The organism is Flavobacterium sp. Sr18, assembly GCF_011064265.1.
GTDB lineage: Bacteria > Bacteroidota > Bacteroidia > Flavobacteriales > Flavobacteriaceae > Flavobacterium > Flavobacterium petrolei.
On sequence record NZ_CP049329.1, the window covers coordinates 2468912 to 2494015 of the forward strand.

At 33.5% G+C, this 25104-nt stretch carries 21 protein-coding genes; 5 read left to right on the forward strand and 16 right to left on the reverse strand.

Going from position 1 to position 25104, the window contains the following annotated elements; genetic code table 11:
- Positions 1 to 33: 33 nt before the first annotated feature.
- On the forward strand, positions 34 to 492 hold the full coding sequence (locus G7A72_RS10890; protein WP_113664413.1) for a thioredoxin family protein: 459 nt from the start codon (positions 34 to 36) through the stop codon (positions 490 to 492).
- A gap of 6 nt (positions 493 to 498) precedes the next feature.
- Here the strand turns inward: G7A72_RS10890 and G7A72_RS10895 are convergent, their stop codons facing one another.
- From G7A72_RS10895 to surE, 5 genes are all read right to left on the reverse strand, one after another.
- Complete coding sequence (locus G7A72_RS10895; protein ID WP_165152486.1) at positions 499 to 2535, reverse strand: ComEC/Rec2 family competence protein; 2037 nt, start codon at positions 2533 to 2535, stop codon at positions 499 to 501.
- Between the two features lie 84 nt (positions 2536 to 2619).
- On the reverse strand, positions 2620 to 3138 hold the full coding sequence (locus tag G7A72_RS10900) for a C40 family peptidase (protein WP_113664411.1): 519 nt from the start codon (positions 3136 to 3138) through the stop codon (positions 2620 to 2622).
- 46 nt (positions 3139 to 3184) lie between these two features.
- Positions 3185 to 4297, reverse strand: a complete 1113-nt coding sequence (gene lpxB, locus G7A72_RS10905; protein ID WP_165152487.1) for a lipid-A-disaccharide synthase — start codon at positions 4295 to 4297, stop codon at positions 3185 to 3187.
- Between the two features lie 82 nt (positions 4298 to 4379).
- Positions 4380 to 4652: a hypothetical protein gene (locus G7A72_RS10910; protein WP_165152488.1), complete on the reverse strand. Its 273-nt coding sequence runs from the start codon at positions 4650 to 4652 to the stop codon at positions 4380 to 4382.
- Positions 4645 to 5424, reverse strand: a complete 780-nt coding sequence (surE, locus tag G7A72_RS10915) for a 5'/3'-nucleotidase SurE (protein WP_165152489.1) — start codon at positions 5422 to 5424, stop codon at positions 4645 to 4647. Before surE ends, G7A72_RS10910 begins: the two co-directional genes overlap by 8 nt.
- A gap of 207 nt (positions 5425 to 5631) precedes the next feature.
- Here surE and G7A72_RS10920 point away from each other — a divergent pair, with 207 nt between their 5' ends.
- Together G7A72_RS10920 and G7A72_RS10925 are read left to right on the forward strand one after the other, a co-directional pair.
- Positions 5632 to 7812: a carboxy terminal-processing peptidase gene (locus G7A72_RS10920; protein WP_165152490.1), complete on the forward strand. Its 2181-nt coding sequence runs from the start codon at positions 5632 to 5634 to the stop codon at positions 7810 to 7812.
- 175 nt (positions 7813 to 7987) lie between these two features.
- Entirely contained in the window at positions 7988 to 8839 is an 852-nt protein-coding gene (locus tag G7A72_RS10925; RefSeq protein WP_165152491.1) for a DNA/RNA non-specific endonuclease, read from the forward strand.
- A 142-nt stretch (positions 8840 to 8981) separates the two neighbouring features.
- Here the strand turns inward: G7A72_RS10925 and rodA are convergent, their stop codons facing one another.
- From rodA to purH, 6 genes are all read right to left on the reverse strand, one after another.
- The gene (gene rodA, locus G7A72_RS10930) at positions 8982 to 10217 is read right to left on the reverse strand and encodes a rod shape-determining protein RodA (protein WP_165152492.1); all 1236 of its coding nucleotides are present in this window, start codon (positions 10215 to 10217) and stop codon (positions 8982 to 8984) included.
- Between the two features lie 5 nt (positions 10218 to 10222).
- Positions 10223 to 12175 (reverse strand): penicillin-binding protein 2, encoded by a 1953-nt coding sequence (gene mrdA / locus G7A72_RS10935; RefSeq protein ID WP_165152493.1) that lies wholly within the window; start codon positions 12173 to 12175, stop codon positions 10223 to 10225.
- Positions 12172 to 12678 carry a rod shape-determining protein MreD gene (locus G7A72_RS10940; RefSeq protein WP_113664404.1) on the reverse strand — a complete coding sequence of 169 codons (507 nt, stop codon included), beginning with the start codon at positions 12676 to 12678 and terminating at the stop codon, positions 12172 to 12174. The genes mrdA and G7A72_RS10940 overlap by 4 nt, the downstream gene beginning before the upstream one ends.
- Entirely contained in the window at positions 12671 to 13495 is an 825-nt protein-coding gene (mreC, locus tag G7A72_RS10945) for a rod shape-determining protein MreC (RefSeq protein WP_165152494.1), read from the reverse strand. The genes G7A72_RS10940 and mreC overlap by 8 nt, the downstream gene beginning before the upstream one ends.
- Before the next feature lie 92 nt (positions 13496 to 13587).
- Complete coding sequence (locus G7A72_RS10950; RefSeq protein ID WP_113664402.1) at positions 13588 to 14616, reverse strand: rod shape-determining protein; 1029 nt, start codon at positions 14614 to 14616, stop codon at positions 13588 to 13590.
- A 54-nt stretch (positions 14617 to 14670) separates the two neighbouring features.
- Positions 14671 to 16197, reverse strand: coding sequence for a bifunctional phosphoribosylaminoimidazolecarboxamide formyltransferase/IMP cyclohydrolase (gene purH / locus G7A72_RS10955; protein ID WP_165152495.1), 1527 nt, complete (start codon positions 16195 to 16197; stop codon positions 14671 to 14673).
- Positions 16198 to 16391: 194 nt separating this feature from the next.
- Here purH and G7A72_RS10960 point away from each other — a divergent pair, with 194 nt between their 5' ends.
- Complete coding sequence (locus G7A72_RS10960) at positions 16392 to 17642, forward strand: ABC transporter permease (protein WP_113664400.1); 1251 nt, start codon at positions 16392 to 16394, stop codon at positions 17640 to 17642.
- Positions 17643 to 17804: 162 nt separating this feature from the next.
- Here G7A72_RS10960 and accD read toward each other — a convergent pair whose 3' ends face one another.
- From accD to G7A72_RS10975, 3 genes are all read right to left on the reverse strand, one after another.
- Complete coding sequence (gene accD, locus G7A72_RS10965) at positions 17805 to 18659, reverse strand: acetyl-CoA carboxylase, carboxyltransferase subunit beta (RefSeq protein WP_165152496.1); 855 nt, start codon at positions 18657 to 18659, stop codon at positions 17805 to 17807.
- Positions 18660 to 18734: 75 nt separating this feature from the next.
- Positions 18735 to 19802, reverse strand: coding sequence for a class II fructose-bisphosphate aldolase (fbaA, locus tag G7A72_RS10970; protein ID WP_165152497.1), 1068 nt, complete (start codon positions 19800 to 19802; stop codon positions 18735 to 18737).
- A 61-nt stretch (positions 19803 to 19863) separates the two neighbouring features.
- The gene (locus G7A72_RS10975; protein WP_165152498.1) at positions 19864 to 22431 is read right to left on the reverse strand and encodes a BamA/TamA family outer membrane protein; all 2568 of its coding nucleotides are present in this window, start codon (positions 22429 to 22431) and stop codon (positions 19864 to 19866) included.
- Positions 22432 to 22468: 37 nt separating this feature from the next.
- Here G7A72_RS10975 and G7A72_RS10980 point away from each other — a divergent pair, with 37 nt between their 5' ends.
- Entirely contained in the window at positions 22469 to 23194 is a 726-nt protein-coding gene (locus tag G7A72_RS10980) for an RNA methyltransferase (protein WP_165152499.1), read from the forward strand.
- Positions 23195 to 23246: 52 nt separating this feature from the next.
- Here the strand turns inward: G7A72_RS10980 and G7A72_RS10985 are convergent, their stop codons facing one another.
- Both G7A72_RS10985 and ubiE read right to left on the reverse strand, forming a co-directional pair.
- On the reverse strand, positions 23247 to 23951 hold the full coding sequence (locus tag G7A72_RS10985; protein ID WP_113664395.1) for a porin family protein: 705 nt from the start codon (positions 23949 to 23951) through the stop codon (positions 23247 to 23249).
- A gap of 1 nt (position 23952) precedes the next feature.
- Entirely contained in the window at positions 23953 to 24684 is a 732-nt protein-coding gene (gene ubiE, locus G7A72_RS10990) for a bifunctional demethylmenaquinone methyltransferase/2-methoxy-6-polyprenyl-1,4-benzoquinol methylase UbiE (protein ID WP_113664394.1), read from the reverse strand.
- Positions 24685 to 25104: the final 420 nt, after the last annotated feature.

Genomic DNA, 25104 nt, shown 5'->3' on the forward strand with positions numbered 1-25104 from the left:
CATTTTTGATTTTGAATCAATAAAATTATAAATATGAAGAAAATTATAGTTGCTTTGTTATTGTTTGCTGGCTCATTTGCCGCCGAAGCACAAGAATTAGTTTGGGAAACCAATGTGACTAAGGCAATGGCAATTTCCACTGAAACCAAGAAACCACTATTACTGTTTTTCACGGGAAGCGATTGGTGCGGATGGTGTATCCGTTTGCAAAAAGAAGTTTTGAAAACTCCTGAATTTGCGGCTTGGGCCAAGGAGAATGTAGTTTTAGTAGAATTGGATTATCCAAGGAAAGCGCCACAGACGGAGGAAATTAAAAAACAAAATAATGAATTGCAAATGGCTTTTGGAATTCAAGGATTTCCAACCATTATATTAGCAAATGCTAGCACAAAAGAGGGCAAAGTCAATTTTGAAGGCATTGGAAGTACCGGTTATGTTGCCGGTGGTCCATCAGCTTGGTTAGCTGTGGCAAATGGTTTTCTGAAAAAATAAAATTTCTTAATTCAATTTATAAAATCCCTTTTCACTAGTTGCGTGAAAAGGGATTTTCTGTTTTTTACAACTGGCTTTCCATAGTTTTTGTATGTTTTTAAAGTTGGATGCATCAGCTACAACTAATTCGGGTTTTATTATTTGGAACAAACGGTCTAAATTTATTTTAGCGGACTGTGTCAATACGATTATATCAGGTTGTATATTTTTTGGATAAATTCCGGAGCTGTCTAAAACAAAAATCTTTTTTCCATTAAAGAAGATGAAATTTTGAAGTTTCCTTTTTCGTTGTAAAGTGCTTAAGTTTCCAATGCGATAGGATTTTAAAAGACTGTTTTTTTGAGCGGTTTTCAAAAAGCTGTCATTGGCATAAATTAAAATGTTTTCTCCTTTTCTTTCCGCAATCAAGGTGTTTTTTCTGCTGTTGAAAACTATTAATTCCTCTTCGTTTAGAATTTTATACTGTATTCTAAAATAAGATAATTGTAAAATAATGATGGATATTAAAATTACAGATAATCTATTAAAGCTTGGTTTTTTGAACCAAATGATTATCGTAAACAGTAGAAAATAACTGCTAATCAACAGGTAAAAATGAAGTGGAATATCCTGAATAATGAACTTTTCTAATGAGGCAATTGCATTGATGATTTTGTTTAAATAATAAATACTCCATTCCAATAGTTGTGACAGGAATATTGGAATCATATTGAACGCAGCCAAAAGCATGACCAAAACGCCTAAAATTATGATGATGCTAAGAAGAGGAATTATAATCAGATTAGTAATAAAAAACAAACCCGGAAACTGATGGAAATAGTAAATGCTCAGTGGTAAAGTGCCTATTTGGGCGGCAAAGGAAACTGTCAGAATATCCCAAATATATTTTGAAACTTTGTATTTCGGTTTCCAAATGGAGGATAAAAGGGGCTGCAGCCAAATGATGAAAAACAATGCGATGTAGCTTAATTGAAAACCAACATCAAATAGGAAAGAAGGTTCAAAAAGTAAAATCAACAAAACAGAAACTAACAGTGTGTGGTAAATATTGACACTTCTGCGTAGATGATTTCCAATGGCGACAAAGGAAAACATCGTCACGGAACGCACTACCGAAGGCGCTAAACCCGCAATTATCCCGAACATGGATAAAGAGATAAGGATTGTGATTAACTTAATAAATGAACCTCGTTTTGTGTTTGGGATTGGTTTTAGAATAAAGGTTACAAAAAGTAATATAAAACCAATGTGTAATCCGGAAACGGATAAAATATGAACCGCTCCTGCGTATTGATAATCCCGAATAATATCAGGTGAAATATCTTGTTGTTGTCCCATTATTAAAGCAATGGCAACGTTTAATTCTGTTTTGTTGAAGTTGTTTTTTTCTAAATTCCGAATAATCCTTGTCCGTAATTTGGATGAATAATACCAAATGTCTTTCTCTATTTTACTTCCAATTTTGATTTCGTCAACATCAGCATACAGTTGCGCATAGATTTGTTTGTTTTCCAAGTATTTGCTGTAATCAAATTGATTGGGATTATTGGGTGGTTTGTTTTTTGTTAAAGTGCCTTTTATTAATAACGAATTTCCAACTTGAAGAGCATGATGTAAACTGTCGTTTTGAATGTTCAATATGATTCTGCCGGTTTGTTCTTTCTGATCGATATGATTCACAATGGCGAGGTAGCGATCGCTAAACGGAGAACTTTTCATTTTTTCGCGAATCGTTAAAGAAATGAAATGAGGTTGTTCAAAAATACTCGTATTGTGAATGTAATTGCTTTTTTGGAAATAATCGGTATGTGTAATTTGGGTTGAAACGCCGATGATAAAAGACAAGAAATAAGTTCCGACACCAAAATAAAGGGAGAGTTTCCTTCTGCTTTTGGATAAAAAATAAAACAAAATAAAAATACTGAGAGAAGAGATAAGTGCAATAAAAACAGCCGAAATAGAAGGTTGCAGGTAAAAAGCAAAAAGTATACCTAATATAAACCCGATTGTTATTCTTGCCAGTGGGAAATGTAGTACTTTCATAGTTCTAAAGTACACATTTTTAGTAAGAAACGTATTTATTTTTATAATTAAAAAACAAATAAATTTTAGCTAAATGTCTATTAATTAAAGTACACGATTAATCTGAACAAAGGTTTTTTGGTAATAAGGTTCTTTAGTAGAGGAAATAATTACTCCTTTTGAGGTGGAGGAATGAATGAATTTTATTTCTTCATCGGACGCTTCAATCACAATTCCAACATGATTTATTTCTCTGTTTTTGTTAGTTTTAAAAAATATTAAGTCGCCTTTTTGAGCTTGATCTTTTTTTGGATTTAAAACAACCCCTATTTTTGATTGTTGTAATGAGTTGCGCGGAAGAGTAATGTTTTCTGCATTAAAGATACTGTACATTAATCCTGAACAATCATAACCCGCTTTAGTTGTTCCTGCATATTTATATTTTATGCCCAAATTATCAGCAGCTGCCTCAATTAATTGTTCTGCTAATTGGTTTGTTTTTCTCTTTTCGGATCGAGATAATTTCTCTTTTGGTGCTCCTTTTTTCGAAGTTACAATGGGTGATGTCGATTTACAAGCCGTAAAAAAGATTACAAGGAATAAGAGGAATACAAAACGTTTCAAAAGAGTTTTTTTAAGTTGATATTAAAGTTCGGAAATAAACTGTAGATTATTTTAAGTCATTTACAATCAATGCAGCCGTTTTCTCACTAGCTCCAATTCCGCCCAAATGCTCTTCTAATAACGCATATTTTTCTAAAAGCGTATTGCGATGGTCCGTTTTTAATATTTTTTCGAGTTCTTCCCGAATGCGTTTTGTGTTGCATTCTTCTTGAATTAACTCGGTTACCACTTCTTCATCCATAATCAAATTTACTAATGAAATGTATTTCAGCGTGATAATTCGTTTTGCGATTTGGTAGGAAGCCCAACTGCCTTTATAACAAACAACTTCAGGAACTTTGAATAATGCGGTTTCCAGTGTTGCAGTTCCGGATGTGACTAGCGCTGCAGTGGCATTTCGTAATAAATCATAGGTTTTATTAGAAATGAATTTTATGTTTTCCTGAGTGATAAAATTTTGATAAAAAGAAAATTCCTGACTTGGAGCACCCGCAATTACAAATTGATAGTCTGGAAAATCTTTGACAACGCTTAGCATTACGGCTAACATTTTTGTAATTTCCTGTTTTCTGCTACCCGGTAAAATAGCGATAATTGGTTTGTCGTTTAATTGGTTTTCTTTTCTGAAAAGAACCGGATCAACTGCTGGTTGGTTATGAATAGCATCAATCAGTGGATGACCAACAAATTCTACTGGAAAATGATGTTTCTCCTCATAAAACTTTTTTTCGAAAGGCAAAATCACATACATTTTATCAATATCGCGCTTGATATCTGTTATTCTACTTTCTTTCCAAGCCCAGATTTGCGGGGAAATGTAGTAATGGGTTTTCATTCCCAATGCTTTCGCCCATTTGGCAATACGCAAATTAAAACCAGGATAATCAATGAAGATAAGTACATCAGGCTGAAATTCAAGAATGTCTTTTTTACAGATTTTGATGTTGTTCAGAATGGTTTTTAAATTAAAAATCACTTCGATAAATCCCATGAATGCTAGTTCACGATAGTGTTTTACTAAAGTTCCGCCAACATTTTTCATTAGATCACCACCCCAAAATCGGATGTCAGCAGTTGGATCTTTTTTATACAGCTCTTTCATTAAATTAGAACCATGCAAATCACCAGAAGCTTCTCCTGCAATTATATAATATTTCATGTTTTTTCGATTTGGAATTTTTACAATCAAAGGGATAAAATCATTTTCGCTGCAATCATTTTATTCTTCTGCAAAGATAAACTTAAATAAATAAAGTAAGAATCGCCAACGCAATGACTGCCAAGACAACACCGCGAGCCATCATTTCTTTATTCATTTTAAGTAAAATTCCAAATGCTATTAATGTCAGAATAGATCCTAGTGTGATTAGTTTGCCTAAATTACCTTGAGATTTCATGATTTGAATTCCGGCGATAAATTTGAACTCTGTAAAAAAGGTTATAAAAATATATGACCCAAGCAGCGTAGCTGCAATCCCTATTAAAAATCCGAGCAATAAGTCTTTTTTATTCATTCCATTTCCAGGTATTAAGTTGTTGTATGGCGTGGTGTGCGGTCAAGTCAAATTGAACAGGAACTACGGATATAAACCCATTTTCTAAAGCCCATTCATCTGTATCTTCTCCTTTGTCTTGGTTTACAAATTCTCCCGCAAGCCAGTAATAGTCTCTTCCCTGCGGCGTTTTTCGTTTATCAAATTTCTCTACCCAGATTGCTTTCGCTTGACGACAAATCCGAATCCCTTTGATATCTTCTTCTTTTAATTTTGGAAAATTGACATTCAAAACTACGCCTTCCGGAAGTCCGTTTTCAAGAACTTCTACCGAAATTTTGCGTATAAAAGATTTTATTGTGTCGAAATCAGCATTCCAATCGTAATCCAATAATGAGAAACCAATAGCTGGAATTCCTTCTATTCCTGCTTCGACAGCCGCGCTCATTGTTCCAGAATAAATCACATTTATGGAAGAATTTGAACCGTGATTCACACCGGAAACACACAAGTCAGGTTTTCGTTTTAAAATTTCGTTAACGGCTAGTTTTACGCAATCGACGGGTGTTCCGGAACAACTATATTCCAGAAAAGGATCGTTGTCTTTTGAAATTTTATTGAGGTATAAAGTGCTGTTTATAGTAATAGCATGGCCCATTGCGCTTTGTGGAGTGTCTGGTGCGACCACTACGATTTCTCCCAGTTCAGCCATTACAGATATTAATGCTCGAATTCCAGGCGCTGAAACACCGTCATCATTCGTTATTAAAATTAAAGGTCTATTTTTTTTCATTAGTAATATGGCAAAAAAAGGTTAGTTTTATGATTTTGATGGCAAATGTAATGACACAGAATGGGAATTAGTAAACAAAAGATAAAAATATGTTATCTTGATTCATTTAGGATATGATAGAAAAACATTTTTTATATCTTTAACAAAAATTTATGGGGTCTCTGCTGCTGTTGGCATAGTTTTTACCATAACTTAGAATAAAAATTCATGAATACTATTCTTAACTTTATGAAAAGAAATTATAAAATTATAGTTGTTGTCGTATGTATTTCGGTGACATTATTTGCATTTAAGATGAATGCATCGAAAGCAAATGATCCGGAAAAAGACAAGTTACTTTTGGAGTTGTTAACTTTTGTTATTGAAAAAGGGCATTACAGTCCAGCACCAATCGATGATACTTTTTCGAAAGGTATTTACAAAGATTACATAGAAGCTTTGGATCCTTCAAAACGATTTTTTTTGCAATCGGATATTGATGAATTTTCAAAATTTGAGCTGCAATTGGACGACCAGTTATTGAATAAAGATTTGTCTTTTTTCAATTTAACATATGAGCGTTTAATGAAAAGAATGGATGAAAGCACTAAGATTTACAAGGATGTTTTAAGCAAACCTTTTGATTTTAATACAGATGAAAGTTTCAATATTGACTATGAGAAATCTCCTTATCCAAAAAATGTTACGGAATTAAATGACAAATGGCGTAAACAAATCAAATTGTCTGCTTTGTCTTCATTGATAGATAAACAAAAATTAGAAGAAGATAAGAAGAAAAATGAAGCTAATTATGTTGTCAAATCTTTTGATATTTTAGAAAAGGAAACTAGAGAAAGCTCACGAAAATCTTTGGATGAGTATTTTGGATTTATAAAAGATTTGGACAGGAATGATTGGTTTTCTGTTTATATAAATTCTATAACGGCACGTTTTGATCCGCACACAAACTATTTTGCTCCAGAGGAAAAAGAACGTTTTGATGTAAGTATTAGCGGTAAATTAGAGGGAATAGGTGCGCGTTTACAAAAGAAAAACGATTTGACTGAGATTTCAGAGCTAATCTCTGGTGGTCCGGCATGGAGAGGAAAACAACTGGAAGCTGGAGATTTAATCATGAAAGTGGCCCAAGGTAATAGTGAGGCAGTAGATATAGTTGGGATGCGTCTTGATGATGTTGTTAAGAAGATCAAAGGGCCTAAAGGTTCAGAAGTTCGTCTTACCGTTAAAAAAGTAGACGGAACCATTAAGATAATTTCTATTATCAGAGACATTGTAGAAATAGAAGAAACCTATGCAAAGTCCAGTATTGTAGATAGAAACGGATTGAAATATGGTGTAATTTATTTGCCAAAATTCTATATTGATTTTGAAAATGCAAATGGTAGAGATGCCGGAAAAGATATCGCTTTAGAAGTAGACCGATTGAAAAAAGCAGGAGTGAACGGAATTGTTCTTGATGTTCGTGATGATGGTGGTGGATCTCTATCGACTGTTGTTGATATTGCAGGTTTGTTTATTGAACAAGGGCCAATTGTTCAGATAAAATCCGCAGGCAAAAAGAAGGAAGTCCTGTACGACAGAGATTCAAAAATTGAATGGGACGGGCCGTTGGTCATTATGGTAAATAATTTTTCAGCTTCAGCTTCCGAAATTTTGGCTGCAGCGATACAAGATTATAAAAGAGGAATTATCATTGGAAGTAAGCAAACCTATGGTAAAGGAACGGTACAAAATGTATATGATTTGAACACTTTTGTACGCAGTAGTTCTGTTGGAGATTTAGGAGCAATAAAGACAACAACTCAGAAATTTTATAGAATTAACGGAGGGTCTACACAATTAGAAGGTGTGCAGAGTGATATTGTTATGCCAGACCGTTATGCTTATTTAAAAATGGGAGAGCGTGATGTTGATAATGCTATGGCTTGGGATAAAATTGACCAAGCGGATTATCAAGTATGGAATAACAATACTAACTTTAATCAGGCAATCACTAACAGTAAAAGTAGAATTAGTAAAAATACTCAATTTCAATTGATTGAGGAAAATGCGAAGTGGATTGATAGCAGAAGTGAAGAGAATGTTTACAGTTTAAACATTGATAAGTTTAAAATGGCTCAAGCTGAAATTGAAGAGAAGGCGAAAAAATATAAACCAATTCTAGATTATAAAAATTCGTTGATATTTACTTCGTTACCTTATGAAGCGGACGCTATGAGTAAAGATATTACTTTGAAAGAAAAAAGAGAGAGATGGCATGAGGCATTATCAAAAGATATTTATGTGGAAGAAGCTCTTAATGTATTAGATGATTTACAATCAAAATCCGTTTCAAAGCAAAATTTGCCAGTTAAAATAAAAAAGGATAAGTTGGCTTCAAAATCGTAAATTACTTTTTAAATTAATAATCGTATTTAAATAAACGCTTCAAATTTTTTTGAGGCGTTTATTGTTTTAAGTTGTAATGTATGCTTTTCTTGTTGCTTAGTATACTTTGGTTGTCTTGTTATTATGGATTAAAAGACGTTATTTTAGCAATGTTTAATTCAATTATCTCAAGTTTATGAAAAATAGATTTTTATATTCCTCTTTGGTTTTATTTTTAACAATTAGTATTTGCTCTTCCTGTAGAAAAAATCAGGAGGTAGATAAGTCAAATTCTACTTTTATAAACAATTCGATTTCTGTCAACAAGAAAGAAAATAAGGGTCGATTTAATTTACCTAAAAATGCACAAGGATTTGATTTTTTGCCATCTTCTACAACAAATCAAGTTGTCAGTCACAAGTATTATACTTTGTCCTATCATGAGGAGTTTGAACAAGCGGAATGGGTTGCTTATGAATTGAAGAAATCATTTTTGAAGAATAGCAATTTTAGGAGACCATTTTTTATTGAGGACTCTAAAGTTAGTTCGGGTTCAGCCAGCTGGAGAAATTATAAAACGTCTGGTTTTGATAAAGGGCATTTGTGCCCGGCAGGTGATATGGAATTTTCAGAAGAAGCATATAATGATACGTTTCTTACTTCAAATATAGCGCCACAGACGCATGATTTTAATAATGGAGTTTGGAATAGGTTGGAGCAAAAAGTGCGCTATTGGGCAGGTATATATGATGGGATTTATGTCGTTACAGGAGGAGCGCTGAACAAGGATTCACAAACAATTGGCAAAGAAAATGTTTCAGTTCCAAATTTTTTTTATAAGATATTGTTAGACTATTATAATGGTGATTTTAAAATGATTGCTTTTTTAATCCCAAATGAAAAGAGTAATAAACCTTTATATAGTTTTGTTGTTTCGGTAGATCTTGTTGAAAAGATGACAGGTATAGACTTTTTTCCAAAATTAAAAGATAATGTCGAGCAACAACTGGAAAAAAATAGTGATTACAAAAACTGGAGCTTTAAGTAATGTCTAAGAAATGAAATTTTTTTTTAAGTATACCTGATTACTGCCTTTTTGAATAAGCATGTTTAGTTGTGAAAAAAGTTTTACAGTGATATTGTGTGCGAATGTTTAGATTTTTATAGGATTAAGCAAGGGTTAATTACTTCTACCATTCATTCACCTTATTCGCGTCCATTTTTATAAATATAAATAGCAATATTGTAAAACCCCATAGTCCAGATCCTCCGTATGAAAAGAAGGGAAGTGGAACACCAATTGTTGGAAAAATCCCGACAACCATGGCGATATTTACAAAGAAGTGTGTGAATAAAATCCCCGCAACACAATAGCCGTACACTCTGCTGAATTTTGTTTTTTGTCTTTCGGCTAAATAAATTATTCTAAGAAACAAACCAGTAAAAAGCGCAATAACCACTAACGAACCAGCAAATCCCCATTCTTCGCCTACAGTAGTAAAAATGTAATCCGTATGTTGTTCTGGTACAAAGCCACCTTTGGTTTGTGTTCCTTCCAGAAATCCTTTTCCTAACCAACCTCCAGAGCCAATCGCAATTTCGGATTGATTGGTATTGTATCCAATGCCTTTCATATCAACAGTTTTTCCTAAAAGGATATTGAAACGGTCTCGGTGATGTTGTTTAAATACATTGTCAAAGACATAGTCTACAGACAAAACAAATCCTGAAAGTAGCACGAAAAGAATACTACTCAAAACGATATTCCTGTCGGCTAATCTAGATTTGAAGTGTATTATCAAAAGAACCAATAAGCCGATGAGGATGACATATTGTGGTTCTAATACCAATGTTAATACAAACAGGAGAATGGTTACAAAACCAGTCCAAACGTACCAAGCTGGAAGCCCTTCACGATACAAAACTATTATAAATATACTATAAATAAGTGCACTTCCCGGGTCAGGCTGTGGTAAAATTAATAATACAGGTAGTATAATTATTGCTAGTGCCTGCCATTGACGGGTCACCTCTTTTAGATTAATTTGCGTGTCGCTTAGATATTTTGCCAAAGCTAAGGCCGTAGCTGCTTTTGCAAATTCAGACGGTTGAATGGTAAAACTTCCTATTGCATACCAACAACGCTGACCCGCTATTGTTTTACCAAACAAAAACAGACCTGCCAATGATAATAGGGAAATCCCAAAAATGATAGTTGCATATTTTTCGTAAAATTTCCCATCCACTGAGAGTACTATGAAAATTAAAGGAATGGTTAGTATGATGAATATCAGCTGCTTTTCATAAGTATCTTCCATAGAAGACAAAGACGAGGAGTAAATGTTTAGCCATCCCAAAATAACCAGTAGAGCATAAATGATTATGCTGATCCAGTCAATGTTGTTTGATACACTTTGGTTTTTCATCGGAATTAAATAGCTTGTTTATTTTCTTTGGTGGAATCAATTTTTACTTTCAAAACTGGAATTACGGTTTTCTTTTTTAAAAGAGAATCACTAATTCTTAATTGTAATTTTACTGCTTCCGAAAGGCCCCCTAATTTTGCATATCGCCCTTGTAAACTTGTTGCAAGTATTCTTTTTTCTAAATCTAGTCTAGTTATTTTCTGTCTGAGGTATTTTTCGATCATCAAACTGGCAATTGGCCCTGCTATTGTTGCTCCATAACCTCCATTTTCTACCATAACAGCTATCGCAATTTTTGGATTGTCTTTTGGTGCAAAAGCTACAAATATGGAGTGATCTTCCATTTTTACTCGTACTCCTCCAATTTTAGCGAAATTTTCAGCAGTTCCGGTCTTGCCACATATGTCAATTCCTTCCACTTTTAGGGATCTCGCAGTTCCTAAGTTATATACGTCAAATAAGCCACTGATCATAGGCTTAAAGTGCCTTTTGTCAATTGTGGTCACATGTTTGGTGGTGAATTTTTTATCTATCGTATGGCCTTCGATTCTTTTGATGATGTGAGGGGTATAATAATAACCTTCATTAGCAACTGTTGCCATCATGTTAGCCAGCTGAATCGGAGTCATCAAAACTTCTCCTTGCCCTATAGAGTTTGAAACAATTGTAGTGCTTCTCCACCCACCGTTAGGATAAATTCGTTTGTATGTTTTTGAGTCGGGTATGTTTCCTCTTTTACCAGTGGGTAAATCATATCCCATAAATTGTCCAAGACCAAAACTTTTAACATGATTACTCCACACATCAACCGCTTGAGCTGGTTTAGCATATTTATTAATTGTTTGCATGTAAGCCGTTGCGAAATAAGAATTACAAGACTCAAATATCCCTCTGTGCAATTGAAGCGCACCACCATGACAGTGACATCCCATAAAACGTCCTCTGGCATAACTGAAACCGCGATTACAAAATACAGTTGTATTTTCATCAATTACACCTTCTTGCAGTGCAACAAGACCTGTTAAGATTTTGAAAGGTGAACCTGGAGGATATTCGGCTAGTAATCCTCTATCATATAGTGGTTTTGCAATGGAGTCCCGGTATAATTCAGTATAATTTTTAGATCGTTGTCTTCCTACCAATATTCCAGGGTCATAAGAAGGAGCAGTCACAAGTGCTAATATTTCGCCGGTTCTGGGTTCAATAGCAACAATTCCACCTCTTTTATTAATCATTAATTCTTCTCCATATTTTTGGAGTTCGGCATCGATAGTAAGGTTTATGTCTTCTCCTTGAACGGCGATAGTGTCATATTTTCCGTCTTTATATGAACCAATTTCACGGTTGTATTTGTCTTTCTGAAAATATTTCACTCCTTTTACGCCTCGCAAAAGATCTTCGTAACTCTCTTCGACTCCTTGTCGACCAATCAAATCACCACTATTGTAGTATGGATTTTTGGCGACTAATTTTTCATTGACCTGAGTGATAAATCCAAAAATATTAGCGCCAAATGCAACTTCATAATCACGAAGAGAGCGCTTCTGAAAATAAAAGCCTTCGTATTTTCGTATTTTTTCTTGAAAAGCAGCAAATTCACTTTTGTTTAACTGTGACAAGAAAACAGAGGGCAATCTGGGGCTATAAACTTTAGCTTTTTCAATTTTTTTTATAAAATCTTCTTTAGTGATATTCAATAATTGGCAAAACTCTAAAGTATCTGTTTCTTTTACTTCTCTTGGTACTACCATAATGTCATAAGATGCCTGATTGGCTACTAATAACTTTCCTTTTCGATCATAGATGTAACCTCTTTCAGGATACTCGTATTTTTTTTTAATGGCATTATTTTCAGATTTTAACTTTAATGTATCATCAACAACCTGCAAATAAAATATTCGCATTACAAGTAAAGAAGTAGCAAGAATGATTAAGGAAGGCAACAAGACTTTTCTCATCTTTTGTTTGGCTTAATAATATATATTATGATAATGCAAATAATGATTGTGAATAGTGTACTTAATAATGTTGTAATTAGAGTGTCTAATATGAAACTCAATTGGAATGCCTCCAATAAAAATAAAGTAAAGTGGTGAATTACAACCGACAATAATATGAAAGAAAATCGTTGGGGTGTTAGGACATCATTCAGTTTTATGGTTTGATATTCATAACTTAAACCAAATGCAAACTTAAAAATTGAAGGTCTGAAATAGGCTAAAACTAAACAAGCTGTAGCGTGCGTTCCTCCAGAATTACTAAATAAATCCATGATGATTCCAAGTAAGAAACTAGCGGCTACTAAGCCTGATTTGTTACCATTTACCGGATAAAGGATAATAAATAAGATATATGGAAATGGGCTTATATAACCCAAAAAATTCATATTATTGAATATGATAATCTGAATTGCCAAAAGCAGAATAAATCGGGAAATATTGACGAACAAGGTGCTATTCATCTTTTTTTCTTTTTTCTAAATTAATGATTTCTTCACGATCTTTCCTTTTTATGATGTACACATGTCCTAAATTAGTCATGTCGTTAAAGAGTTTAATGTCTAAAGTATAAAAATTTGTTTGCTTGTCTCTGTAGATTTTTGCGATAGTTCCAATGTTGATGTTTTCTGGAAAAATAACTGACTGCCCTCCTGTGACAATAGTGTCTCCTATCTTTATCAATGCTAATCTTGGTAAATCTGTCAATTGAACAAAACCCGTGCTTTTGCCGTTCCAGTTCAATGAACCAAAATGGTTTGACTTTTTAATTTTCGCATTAATTTGAGTTCTTTTATTCAAAATACTGATTACCGTAGAATATTTTGGAGAAGTGTTTTCAATAATTCCGACGATACCTAAATCGTTTATGACTCCCATGTCAGGTTTTATACCGTCTATTTCCCCTGAATTTAATGTCAGATAATTTTCATACACATTATAGGAGTTATGTATTACCTTAGAAACAACTATGTCATCCGGTTTCACACCTTTTAGGCTGTCTAATTTTTTAACCGCAGTAGTGTCTTTTTTACTAAATAAGAGACTTTTAAGTTTTGCATTTTCCAGTGCAAGCGCTTCGTTTTGAGTTTTTAAATTCAAATACTCATTTAGATTATTTACTCTTTCATAAACACCGCCACTTAAAAAGTTTGCAGAACTAATTATTTTACTTCGATGGAAAGAATGTGATTGTATTGTTAACGATAACGAAATACCCAAAAGCAGTAAAAACAGTAATCTATTACTGTTTTTATACATAAAATTAAATATTTGCTGCATTTCGTATTTTATTATTTCAAATTAAGTTACAACTTTATTGTTTTATCACAACTTTTTTAAATTTTCAGTCGCTGCTAAAATTACTAGTTTTATTATTTTATTAATATACTTTTAAATTTAGGGATATTTTTAAGTGCCATACCAGTTCCTCTGACAACAGCTCTTAATGGATCCTCGGCTATGTAAACAGGTAAATCTGTTTTTTGAGAAATTCTTTTATCAAGACCTCTTAACATTGATCCTCCACCAGCAAGATAAATACCTGTATTGTAAATATCTGCAGCTAATTCTGGAGGTGTTTGAGACAAAGTTTCCATTACTGCATCTTCAATACGTTGTATTGATTTGTCTAATGCTTTTGCAATTTCTCGGTATGAAACTTCAACTTGTTTTGGTTTACCCGTTAATAAATCTCTACCTTGAACGGACATGTCTTCAGGAGGAGTCTCTAAATCTTCAATAGCAGCACCAATTTGAATTTTTATTTTTTCAGCGGTCGTTTCTCCAACAAAAAGATTGTGTTGGGTACGCATATAATACACGATATCATTTGTAAATACATCACCAGCAATTTTTACTGACTTGTCACATACAATCCCACCTAATGCAATTACTGCGATTTCAGTTGTTCCACCACCAATATCAACAATCATATTTCCTTTAGGTTGCATGATGTCAATTCCGATACCTATTGCCGCAGCCATAGGTTCGTGTATCAAATAAACTTCTTTACCATTAACTCTTTCGCATGATTCTTTTACCGCTCTCATTTCCACTTCGGTAATTCCAGAAGGAATACAAACCACCATTCTTAGTGCGGGAGTAAACATTCTTTTCTTTAATGCTGGAATGCTTTTTATAAATAAGCTTATCATTTTTTCGGAAGCATCAAAATCAGCAATTACACCATCCTTCAAAGGTCTAATCGTTTTAATGTTTTCATGTGTTTTACCCTGCATCATGCTGGCTTCTTTACCTACAGCAATGATTTTGCCCGATATTCTATCGCGTGCAACTATTGAAGGGCTGTCAATTACTACTTTATCATTATGTATGATTAAGGTATTAGCGGTACCAAGGTCTATCGCAATATCCTCGGTCATGAAATCAAAAAATCCCATAAGTTTTTTAAGGGTTAAAATGTTATAAATTTGAAACGAGCAAAGTTAAACAAATTAATGTTTAAAATGACGCGTTCCCGTAAATACCATTGCAACTTTATTTTCATTACAATAGTTAATGCTCAATTCATCTTTAATAGATCCACCAGGTTGAATTACCGCTGTTATTCCTGCGTTTTTAGCTATTTCCACACAATCTGGGAAAGGGAAAAAAGCGTCACTTGCCATTGATGCTCCGTGCAAATCAAATCCAAAATTTTTAGCTTTTTCAATAGCTTGAAGCAAGGCATCAACTCTTGATGTTTGTCCAGTACCAGAAGCAATAAGTGTACCGTTTTTTGCAAAAACAATCGTGTTAGATTTTGTATTTTTACAAATTTTTGAAGCAAATATTAAATCTTGAATCTCTTGTTCTGAAGGTGTAGTTATAGTAACGGTTCTTAACGCTTCTTTATTGTCAGTGATGTTGTTTCTTTCCTGAACTAAGATTCCGTTTAAGCACGTTCTTACTTGTTTTTGTGGCAAAGCAACCTCATTTTGCACTAATATAATTCGGTTTTTCTTTTCTTGTAAAATCGCGGTGGCTTCAGCATCATATTCTGGAGCAATTACAACTTCGCAAAACAATTTGTTTATTTCAGTAGCAGTTGCTACATCAATTTTAGTATTGGAAATCAAAACACCTCCAAAAGCTGAAGTTGGATCACAAGCTAATGCTGCTAAGTACGCTTCATTAATTGTAGCTCTTGTAGCTAAACCACAGGCATTGTTGTGTTTTAATATGGCAAATGTAGGCCCATCATTCTTAAATTCATTAATCAAATTTACGGCAGCATCTACATCTAATAAATTGTTATATGATAATTCTTTTCCGTGAACTTTGTTGAACATGGCATCAAAATCACCAAAGAAAAATCCTTTTTGATGTGGGTTTTCGCCGTATCTTAAAACTTGTCCATTTGCAATACTTTCTTTGTAAATGGTTTCGTCAGTGTTGAAATAATTAAAAATTGCAGTGTCATAATGAGAAGAAACATGAAATGCTTTGGTAGCTAGTAATTTTCGGTCTTCTAATGTAGTCGCACCGTTTTGTTCTGTAATTAAATCCAAAAGTAAACTGTATTGATCAACCGAAGCTACGATTACAGTATCCTTGAAGTTTTTTGCAGCAGCACGAATTAATGAAATACCACCAATATCTATTTTTTCAATGATATCTGCTTCACTTGCTCCTGAAGCTACCGTTTTTTCAAAAGGATATAAGTCAACAATTACCAAATCAATTTGGGGTATGTTGAACTCGATCATTTGCTGCACATCACTTTCATTATCTTGACGATTTAGGATTCCGCCAAAAACTTTTGGGTGTAATGTTTTTACTCTTCCACCCAAAATAGAAGGGTAAGAGGTCACATCTTCAACGGGTATTACAGGGATTCCTAAGTTTTTTATGAAATCCTCTGTGCCACCTGTAGAATAAAGTGTAACATTTTGACTGTTTAGTTGTCTTACTATAGGTTCCAATCCTTCTTTAGAAAAGACGGAGATTAATGCAGATTGAATTGTTTTAGTTGTGCTCATTATGTAGTTATAGTTATAAAGTGCAAAAATAGTTTTTTAATGTTAAAATTAAGCCATTTGAAATTGAGATAATTATAATTTTTAATGCTATTTCAACAAGAAGCATAAAATAATGGCGCATCGCTGGAACGAAATGATTTTTCATTAGGTTTTTGAATAATATTTATAGAATTTTACTTAAACAAATAGATTGTATGTTAGTTTATCTTCGATTATTAAAAGAGAGTTTTGGGTTTGCAATGAATGCGTTGCGAAATAATAAATTAAGAACCTTGCTTTCTTTGTTAGGAGTGACGATAGGTATTTTTTCGATTATTGCAGTTCTGGCTGCTGTAGATTCTTTGGACAAAAAAATTAAAAAGGATTTGAGTAGTCTGGATAAAAATACCATTTATTTGATGCGCTTTTCTTTTGGTCCATCCGAAATTCCGCAATGGAAAAGAGAGCAATTTCCGGATGTTAAATACGATGAATACGAGTATCTGAAAAGTTCTATGAACGATTTAGACCAGATGGCGTATCAGTTTTTTGTGGGTAGAGAATCCCTGAAATTCGAATCGGAATCCGTAAGTGATGTGAATATCGTTCCGGTATCGCATGAATTCATAGAAATCCAAGGTCTTGAGTTTGAAAAAGGAAGGTTTTATAATGAATCTGAATCTAATTCTGGTGCTCCGGTTATTGTTCTCGGCTTTGATATTGCTAAAAGTCTTTTTGGCGAAAGCGAACCAATTGGAAAAAACATTCGTCTTTACGGGCAGCGTTTCACAGTTATTGGAATGTTGAAAAAGCAAGGAGAAGGAATGTTTGGGGATAGTAATGATACATCAGCTTTCATTCCGGTGAATTTTTTAAGAAGGTTGTACGGCGATAATAATGATGCGTTGACGCCGGTAATCCTTGTAAAGCCTGACAAAGGAGTTGATATGGATGCTTTTAAAGCGGAACTTGCTCAGAAACTAAGAAATTATCGCGGGATGAAAATAGATGAAATTGATAATTTTTTCATCAATGTTCTTTCCGGATTTACAGATTTATTAGATGGAATTATTAGTGCCATGCGTGGAGGTGGAATTTTGATTAGTGTCTTTTCGTTCTTAGTTGGAGGATTTGGAGTAGCTAATATCATGTTTGTTTCAGTAAAAGAGCGTACTAATTTGATTGGGATTCAAAAGTCATTAGGGGCCAAAAATAGATTTATCCTTTTTCAATTTCTATTTGAAGCTATTATTTTATGTGTTATTGGTGGAGCTATTGGTTTACTGATAGTTTGGTTGTTATCCCTGCTTTTAACTAGTGTGTTGGATTTTGAATTCGTTTTGAGCTTTTGGAATATTTTAATTGGCTCCGGATTGTCAATTGTTGTAGGTGTGATTTCAGGAATTCTTCCAGCCATTTCAGCGTCTAAATTAGATCCTGTTGAAGCAATTAGAACAGGAATGTAATGATGTACTATTCTAAATCTAACTGGAATTTGAATTGCTTCTAGTGTTAATAATTTTAGATATACGATATATAAAAAAGCAGCTTCCAAAATTTTTTGGAAGCTGCTTTTAGTTTGTGTTTAATCTATAAAAAAAAATATCCCGATTGCTCGGGATATTCATTTATCTAATACTGTTATTTTGGATCAAATCGATATACAAGTTAATCTTGTCTTTCAATTCTTTTCTTGGTGTAATAAAGTCTAAGAAACCATGTTCAAGCAGAAACTCTGCGGTTTGAAAACCTTCCGGTAAATCTTTACCTGTCGTGTCTCTTACAACTCTTGGTCCTGCAAATCCTATTAATGCGCCTGGTTCAGAAATGTTGATGTCACCCAGCATTGCGTAAGAAGCAGTTGTTCCTCCGGTTGTTGGGTCTGTACACAATGAAATGTACGGAAGTTTTGCTTCGGCAAGTTGAGCGAGTTTTACAGATGTTTTTGCTAATTGCATTAAAGAATAAGCCGCTTCCATCATTCGTGCTCCACCTGATTTAGAAATCATTATGAAAGGCATTCTGTTTTTGATAGCGTGATCAATTCCTCTTGCAATTTTTTCTCCTACAACTGCACCCATAGAACCACCAATGAAGGCGAAATCCATACAGCAAATAACCACGTCTTTTCCTTTGGATTTTCCAACTCCAGTGCGCACGGCATCCTTAAGTTTAGTTTTATCCATAACGTCTTTCAAACGGTCTGCATACTTTTTTGTGTCCACAAAATGCAAAGGATCTTTAGAAGTCATATTCTTGTCTAATTCAACAAACTCATTGTTGTCAAATAAGATTTGAAAATATTCAGCACTTCCTATTCTAACATGAAAACCATCCTCAGGACTTACAAATAAGTTACGAGCTAGTTCATCGGCATCAATAATTTTTCCAGTTGGAGATTTGTACCAAAGTCCTTTTGGAATATCCATTTTGTCTTCGGTAGCAGTAGTAATCCCTTTTTCTTTTCTTTTAAACCAAGCCATATTTATTGTTTTTGTTGTTTCAGGTTTAAAGTTTAAAGTTTTGAAACCTTAAACCTGAAACTTTAAACTTTTTTATTATAATGTATTCACGTTGTTCAAGTCAGCAAATGCTTGTTCCAATCTTGTGTTGAAAGTAACTTCACTTTCACGCAACCATTTTCTTGGGTCGTAATATTTTTTGTTTGGAGCATCAGCACCTTCTGGGTTTCCAATTTGAGTTTTCAAATAGTCGATGTTTTTTACCATGTAATCACGAATACCTTCTGTGAAAGCAAATTGTAAATCAGTATCGATGTTCATTTTTATAACACCGTAGCTGATACCTTCTCTGATTTCTTCTAATGTAGAACCTGATCCACCGTGGAAAACGAAATCAACCGGATTGTGTCCTGTGTTGAATTTATTTTGAACAAAATCTTGAGAGTTTTTTAAGATTTTTGGAGTCAATTTTACATTTCCTGGTTTGTAAACTCCATGAACGTTTCCAAAAGCTGCTGCAATTGTAAATCTTGGGCTTACTTTAGAAAGTTCTTCATATGCGTAAGCAACCTCTTCTGGTTGTGTGTATAATTTTGAACTGTCAACATCTGAGTTGTCAACACCATCTTCTTCACCACCTGTAATTCCAAGTTCGATTTCAAGTGTCATTCCCATTTTGCTCATTCTTTCTAAATAGCCTTTGCAAATTTCGATATTTTCTTCGATTGGCTCTTCAGATAAATCAATCATGTGAGAGGAAAACAAAGGTTTTCCGGTTTTAGCAAAATGCGCTTCTGAAGCATCTAACAAACCATCAATCCAAGGCAATAATTTTTTTGCGCAATGGTCAGTATGTAAAATTACAGTTGCTCCGTAAGCTTCCGCCAAGGTATGAATGTGTAGTGCACCAGCTATTCCACCAGCGATTGCTGCTTTTTCACCTGCATTCGAAAGTCCTTTTCCAGCGTTAAATTGTGCTCCTCCATTTGAAAATTGAATAATTACTGGAGCATTCAGTTTTGCAGCTGTTTCAAGAACGCCATTGATAGTATTTGATCCCGTAACATTTACTGCTGGAAGTGCAAATCCTTTTTCTTTAGCATAATTAAAAATTTCCTGAACCTGATCTCCTGTAGCTACGCCTGGTTTTATGTTGTGTGCCATTGTACTTTTTTTAGTTATTTTTTTTAGTTTTTAGTTTTGCAAAAATAAGAATTAATTAGCATTAGAACGGATAATTTATTCCAAAATTTAAAACTGAGTTCGCAAAGTTGTATTCTCTAAACCATCTTTTGTTGGTTTCATTGGCTGGATTGTAGGTTTTAAATCCTAAATCAAAACGAATTACGAAAAAACTTAAGTCATATCTAATTCCAAATCCCGTACCTAAAGCCATGTCTTTTAAATCGCTCAAACTTGTAAATGTTGATTTCTCATCCACAACATTATCCAATGTATTCCAAATGTTTCCGGCGTCAGCAAAAACAGCTCCTTTAAGATTTCCTAAAAGTTTGAATCGAAATTCTGCACTGATGGCAATTTTCATGTTAGCTTCGTTGAAATCGTCCAATGCACCGCTACTTCCCGGGCCTAGTCCATAAGGTTGCCAGGCTCTGTTATCATTGGAACCACCAGAAAAATAACTTCTTGAAAAAGGAATGTAATTTGAGTTTCCAAACGGTATGGCAATTCCAAAAAAGGATCGGAATGCAACGATTTTTTCCTTAGATAAATCCCAATGTTTGATGTAATCGAATTCGGTTTTTATATACTCAGAATATTCCAAATTAAATATTTCATAATTTCCATTGCTGTTTTTTTTCTGATTTGAAGTTTTTGCAAAAGCAGACAAAATAGTTCCTGCTGATTCTATTTTTGTTCTGAAAAGATAGAAATTATTATCTGTTAAATCTTTTTTTGTTGTTTTTGAAAAAGTAAAACTGGTGGCTAAAATGAAATCATTTTCCGTAAGTCTCAGTCTTCGCTCTTCAATACTTTTTACGGATTCGATATCAGCAGCTTCTAAAGGTTTCAAAAAATTAGCATTACCGGTAAGGACATCGTTTGTAAAACCTGCTGTCCCTTGTTCAATAAGCAAGTCTTTGTCAATATCATTGTTGTAATAGGAAGGATTTGCATTGTACTCTTTGCTTATTTCATTTAAAGCATTGTAAGAAGATCCGTAAACATTAAAATAATTTTTAGGATTTAAATTCCGAACAAACTGAGTGTTGAAAAGATCAAATTTAGCCGTGTGATTTATTTTTGGAGTCCAATTGTAGGAAAGCCCTCCCGTGAAGTTCTCTTTGTCGAGCCCTATATTTCTTTGTTTTGCAAAACCTACAGTAATCAGCGTGGATGGAATCATGCTTTTGGCAATAATTCTATCCGTGTTAAACGGCATTAGAATTCGCGGAATGTTTAGTTTTAAATCCAATCCATATTCTGAAACGTTGAAAAAATTGTTTTTGGGATTTGCTAAATCTTTTGACGAACCAATATTTCCACGCGCTGCGATTTCAAGTGTTTCCGCGCCATTGAACACGTTTCTAATTGTTTCGGAAACGCTCAGTCCTATACCAAAATCCTGAATATTTGAATGTGTGACGTCTAATGTGGTTCCAAAACTATATTTTTTTCTTGGTGTTAAATATACTTTGGCAATCAATGATTGAGCTGTTGAGTCTCTTTTGTCGACCTCATATTGTATAGACGGATAATTGAAAATTTTCAGATTATTCAAATAACGGGTCGTCAAAACGGTTTTGTTGTCTGCATATAAGCCTCCTTTTGTAATAAAAATAGCGTTGGTAATGGCTTTTGGTTTGTATTTTAATTTTTCCTGACTATAAAGATTAAAATTTTTATACGTCGTACTGTCTGTGATATTTAAGGCGTTGTTACTCGGAGAATAATCAGTGTAAATATTTACGTCACTAATTTTATATATCTTGAAAGGTTCGGTTCGCGTTGAATCGCCATCTTGATAGGAATAATTATTAATCATCAAGGTGATATTTGCCTGATTCACTTTTTTGATAGTATCAATGTCAAAAGTAACATAATTGGATTGAAAATAATAAACTCCATTGTTTCTGAAATGTGTGGTAATCCGGTTTTTTTCATTTTCAAAATCATCAGTTTTGTATTGATTCCCTGATTTGATGAACGTGGTTGTTTTATTTGTTTGATATAATGAATCGAGTGCAGGTGTTAATATTGTCGTTCTTAAAGAGTCTAAAAAATAAGCATTTCCTGGAGTTATGGCATATTTTATCTTAGCTTTTTTTATAGCCAATGTATCTACATTATAAGTAGCATTTACATTAAAAAATCCATTGTTAAAGTAATAATATTTCAGTCGTAATAATGATTTGTCCGCTTTTTCTTTGTCAATAATTACCGGAGGTTCACCGGTTCTTTTCAGAAAATCGTGAATTCCGTGGTACCAAAAAGATTTTCCAAGACGGTTCACTTGTTTTTCTGACAACCATTTTGATTTACGTTTGAATTTTTCCGGATTATTAGCAAACTTGGCTTGGTATGTTGAATCAGGATTTAGGTTTGCTAAATTGTAAAGATTTAATCGCAAACGGTAGCCCAGCAAGGTACTGTTAGGTTTTTGATACAGCTGATTAATCACATTTTCATCCTTGATCACTTTATCATTTATTGTAATTTCATTTTTTGTAAGCAGTAGTTTCCCGTCTGGAACTCTTTTTACAGCGTTACATGCGCAAATTAGTATTGCAATTACAATAAATGCAGTTATTTTTGTGGAGATTTTTTTCAAGTGTTCTAAAATATTTAATTCAAAAGTACATTATTTTATGGTTAGTAAAAACCAAATAAAGCTTATAACGAGTTTGCAGCAAAAAAAATATAGAATTGCCAATAAATTATTTTTTGCCGAAGGTGTAAAAGGTATTCAGGAACTTTTGGATTCTGATTTTGAATTGGAGCATTTGTATACCACACAAAATGATTTTGATGAAGTTTTCAAAGAAAAGAAAACTATTATATCAGAAAATGATTTGAAGAAAATCACGGCATTGGCAACGCCTAATTCCTGTTTAGCCGTCTTTAAAATGCCTCTTGAAAAACAAATAATCGAAACGGGTCTAATTGTGGCACTTGACTCAATCAGAGATCCCGGAAATTTAGGCACTATTTTACGCTTATGTGACTGGTTTGGAATACAGCAAATTCTGTGTTCTAAGGAAACAGTTGATGTTTATAATCCAAAAGTGGTGCAGGCAACAATGGGTTCTATAGCCAGAGTGAATGTTAATTATATGGATTTGAACACTTTTTTGGCAACGACAAAACTACCCGTTTTTGGCACTTTTATGGATGGATCCAATATTTATAAATCGGAGTTACCAAAACAAGGGGTTATAATTATGGGGAACGAAGCTAATGGAATTTCAATTGAACTCGAAAAGTCAGTCACCAGCCGACTCACAATTCCTCGTTTTGGAAATCTTCAAAAAACGGAGAGTTTAAATGTCGCCACAGCAACTGCCATTGTTTTAAGCGAGTTTTGTCGCGGTTAGTTTTTAGTCATAGGCTGGCTATGAGGATTGAAAACTGTGACTGAAAACTATTTTAGTGGAAAGAAAAATTGATGAATACAGCTCTTGTTTTCATAGAAGCGATATTGCTTGTCCAAGGACTGTTAGGATCGTTGTCTCTAATTAATTCATCGTTAATTCCAAAAACTCCTCTTATTGATGGTGAAAATATAAAATATTCTGAAAATATATCAATCCCAAAACCCAGTTCGTAATTTGTAGTCCATGATTTTACTCGAAAAAGTTGTTGAAAATTGTCATCCTTTAATTTAGAATTACTCGCCAAGTTCAATGTAGATGATATTCCTCCTAGAGCATAAGGGCGAATATTTCCGGTTCTTAACGAAGAAAATTTTAATAATAAGGGAAAGTGAATGTAGGTGCTATTTACTTCTCTTAATGCATCGCTGCTGTTAGTAAAATTCGGATAATACAAATCCCTTTTCGTGATATAAAGTCCGGGTTCAAATCGCAAGTTAATGTATTTCTGTAGTTTTAAATCCCCAATAATCCCCACATTGAAGCCGGTAGTTTTTTTAATGAGAATATCAGGAGTTTCAGACTTATAATCAATCTTGAAATCATAGGAATTAAATCCTAAATAGAAACCATAATAGATTTTTTTTTGCTGAAAATTCTCCAAATTAATAATAGGGTCTCTACTAAATATATTTTTAGAATTTTGAGCATATCCATTTAGAATAAAAGCAAAAAACAGAAAGACAATTAATTTTTTCATGTTATTTTTTAGAAGCTGAATAAATAGTAGCAACCCCAAACGTTTGTGGTAACGCTACAACATCTATAAACCCAGTTTTTCTCAAAATATTGTTTAGTGCTTCGCCATACGGGAATGCAGCTGCTGATTCAGATAAATATCCGTATGCAACATCATCCTTAGAGAACAGTTTTCCTATGAGTGGTAATATGTTTTTGCTGTAAAAATTATATCCTTGTTTGTAAGGTGTCTTGTCTGGAACGGAAGTTTCTAAAATTACAAAAACGCCATTTGGTTTCAAAACTCTTAATATTTCAGCTAGGCCTTTTTCTAATGTTTCAAAATTACGGACACCAAAAGCAACAGTGATTGCATCAAAGTAGTTGTCCTCAAAAGGCATGTTTTCCGAGTCGCCTAAAATCATTTCAATGGTATTGGAAAGATTTTTAGCTGCAATTTTTTGAACGCCTACTTCCAGCATTCCGGCAGAAATATCTAAACCAATTATTTTTTCAGCATTGGTTTCTGCCATCAAAATTGCTAAATCTCCAGTTCCTGTTGCAATGTCTAGAATGATTTTTGGATTGGATTTGGCGACCATTTGCAGCACTTTTTTACGCCATTTTATATCAATTCCAAAAGAAATGACACGATTTAAATTATCGTAATTTCCGGAAATAGTATCAAACATTTGTGCAACTTGTTCTTTTTTGCCTAAGGCAGAATCTTTATAGGGAGTTATCTTTTCTGACATTTTTTTAATTTGTACAAATATAACACAAACTTGATGAACTTAAAATGAGTTTTAAGAAATTGAGTCAAGTTTTATTTTACTTTAAAAATGGATTTTGAATTTGATTTACTGAGTTTTAAAAAATTTTATATTTTTTGAAATATCACTAAAAGTGGGTATTGTGTGTCCAGTTTTTATTGTACAAATTTGTTGTTCAAGAAATAACCATATTAAATGATTAAAAGAGAGTCTGTGAACCAAATCAAATGGATATTTTGTGCGTTAATTATCTCATTTGTTCTTGTTAGCTGTTTTGAAAGTGCTGTTTTACATAGTAGTACAGTAGCTAAAACGCAACATACGTTCTTAGGATTAAATTTGTTTTTGGAAATTTTAATTTTTTTCGTCTTTAGTACCTTCGTGGTATTTGGTATTAAAGGC

Bases quoted from the DNA above. Each gene is read 5' to 3' on its own strand.
- G7A72_RS10980 (WP_165152499.1), top strand. From the start codon at position 22,469: ATGGTTAGTAAAAACCAAATAAAGCTTATAACGAGTTTGCAGCAAAAA.
- G7A72_RS10950 (WP_113664402.1), bottom strand. From the start codon at position 14,616: ATGGGATTTTTTGATTTCATGACCGAGGATATTGCGATAGACCTTGGT.
- ubiE (WP_113664394.1), bottom strand. From the start codon at position 24,684: ATGTCAGAAAAGATAACTCCCTATAAAGATTCTGCCTTAGGCAAAAAA.
- G7A72_RS10985 (WP_113664395.1), bottom strand. From the start codon at position 23,951: ATGAAAAAATTAATTGTCTTTCTGTTTTTTGCTTTTATTCTAAATGGA.
- mreC (WP_165152494.1), bottom strand. From the start codon at position 13,495: ATGCAGCAAATATTTAATTTTATGTATAAAAACAGTAATAGATTACTG.
- rodA (WP_165152492.1), bottom strand. From the start codon at position 10,217: ATGAAAAACCAAAGTGTATCAAACAACATTGACTGGATCAGCATAATC.
- fbaA (WP_165152497.1), bottom strand. From the start codon at position 19,802: ATGGCACACAACATAAAACCAGGCGTAGCTACAGGAGATCAGGTTCAG.
- G7A72_RS10925 (WP_165152491.1), top strand. From the start codon at position 7,988: ATGAAAAATAGATTTTTATATTCCTCTTTGGTTTTATTTTTAACAATT.
- G7A72_RS10895 (WP_165152486.1), bottom strand. From the start codon at position 2,535: ATGAAAGTACTACATTTCCCACTGGCAAGAATAACAATCGGGTTTATA.
- surE (WP_165152489.1), bottom strand. From the start codon at position 5,424: ATGAAAAAAAATAGACCTTTAATTTTAATAACGAATGATGACGGTGTT.
- lpxB (WP_165152487.1), bottom strand. From the start codon at position 4,297: ATGAAATATTATATAATTGCAGGAGAAGCTTCTGGTGATTTGCATGGT.
- G7A72_RS10940 (WP_113664404.1), bottom strand. From the start codon at position 12,678: ATGAATAGCACCTTGTTCGTCAATATTTCCCGATTTATTCTGCTTTTG.
- G7A72_RS10890 (WP_113664413.1), top strand. From the start codon at position 34: ATGAAGAAAATTATAGTTGCTTTGTTATTGTTTGCTGGCTCATTTGCC.
- mrdA (WP_165152493.1), bottom strand. From the start codon at position 12,175: ATGAGAAAAGTCTTGTTGCCTTCCTTAATCATTCTTGCTACTTCTTTA.
- G7A72_RS10920 (WP_165152490.1), top strand. From the start codon at position 5,632: ATGAATACTATTCTTAACTTTATGAAAAGAAATTATAAAATTATAGTT.
- G7A72_RS10910 (WP_165152488.1), bottom strand. From the start codon at position 4,652: ATGAATAAAAAAGACTTATTGCTCGGATTTTTAATAGGGATTGCAGCT.
- purH (WP_165152495.1), bottom strand. From the start codon at position 16,197: ATGAGCACAACTAAAACAATTCAATCTGCATTAATCTCCGTCTTTTCT.
- accD (WP_165152496.1), bottom strand. From the start codon at position 18,659: ATGGCTTGGTTTAAAAGAAAAGAAAAAGGGATTACTACTGCTACCGAA.
- G7A72_RS10960 (WP_113664400.1), top strand. From the start codon at position 16,392: ATGTTAGTTTATCTTCGATTATTAAAAGAGAGTTTTGGGTTTGCAATG.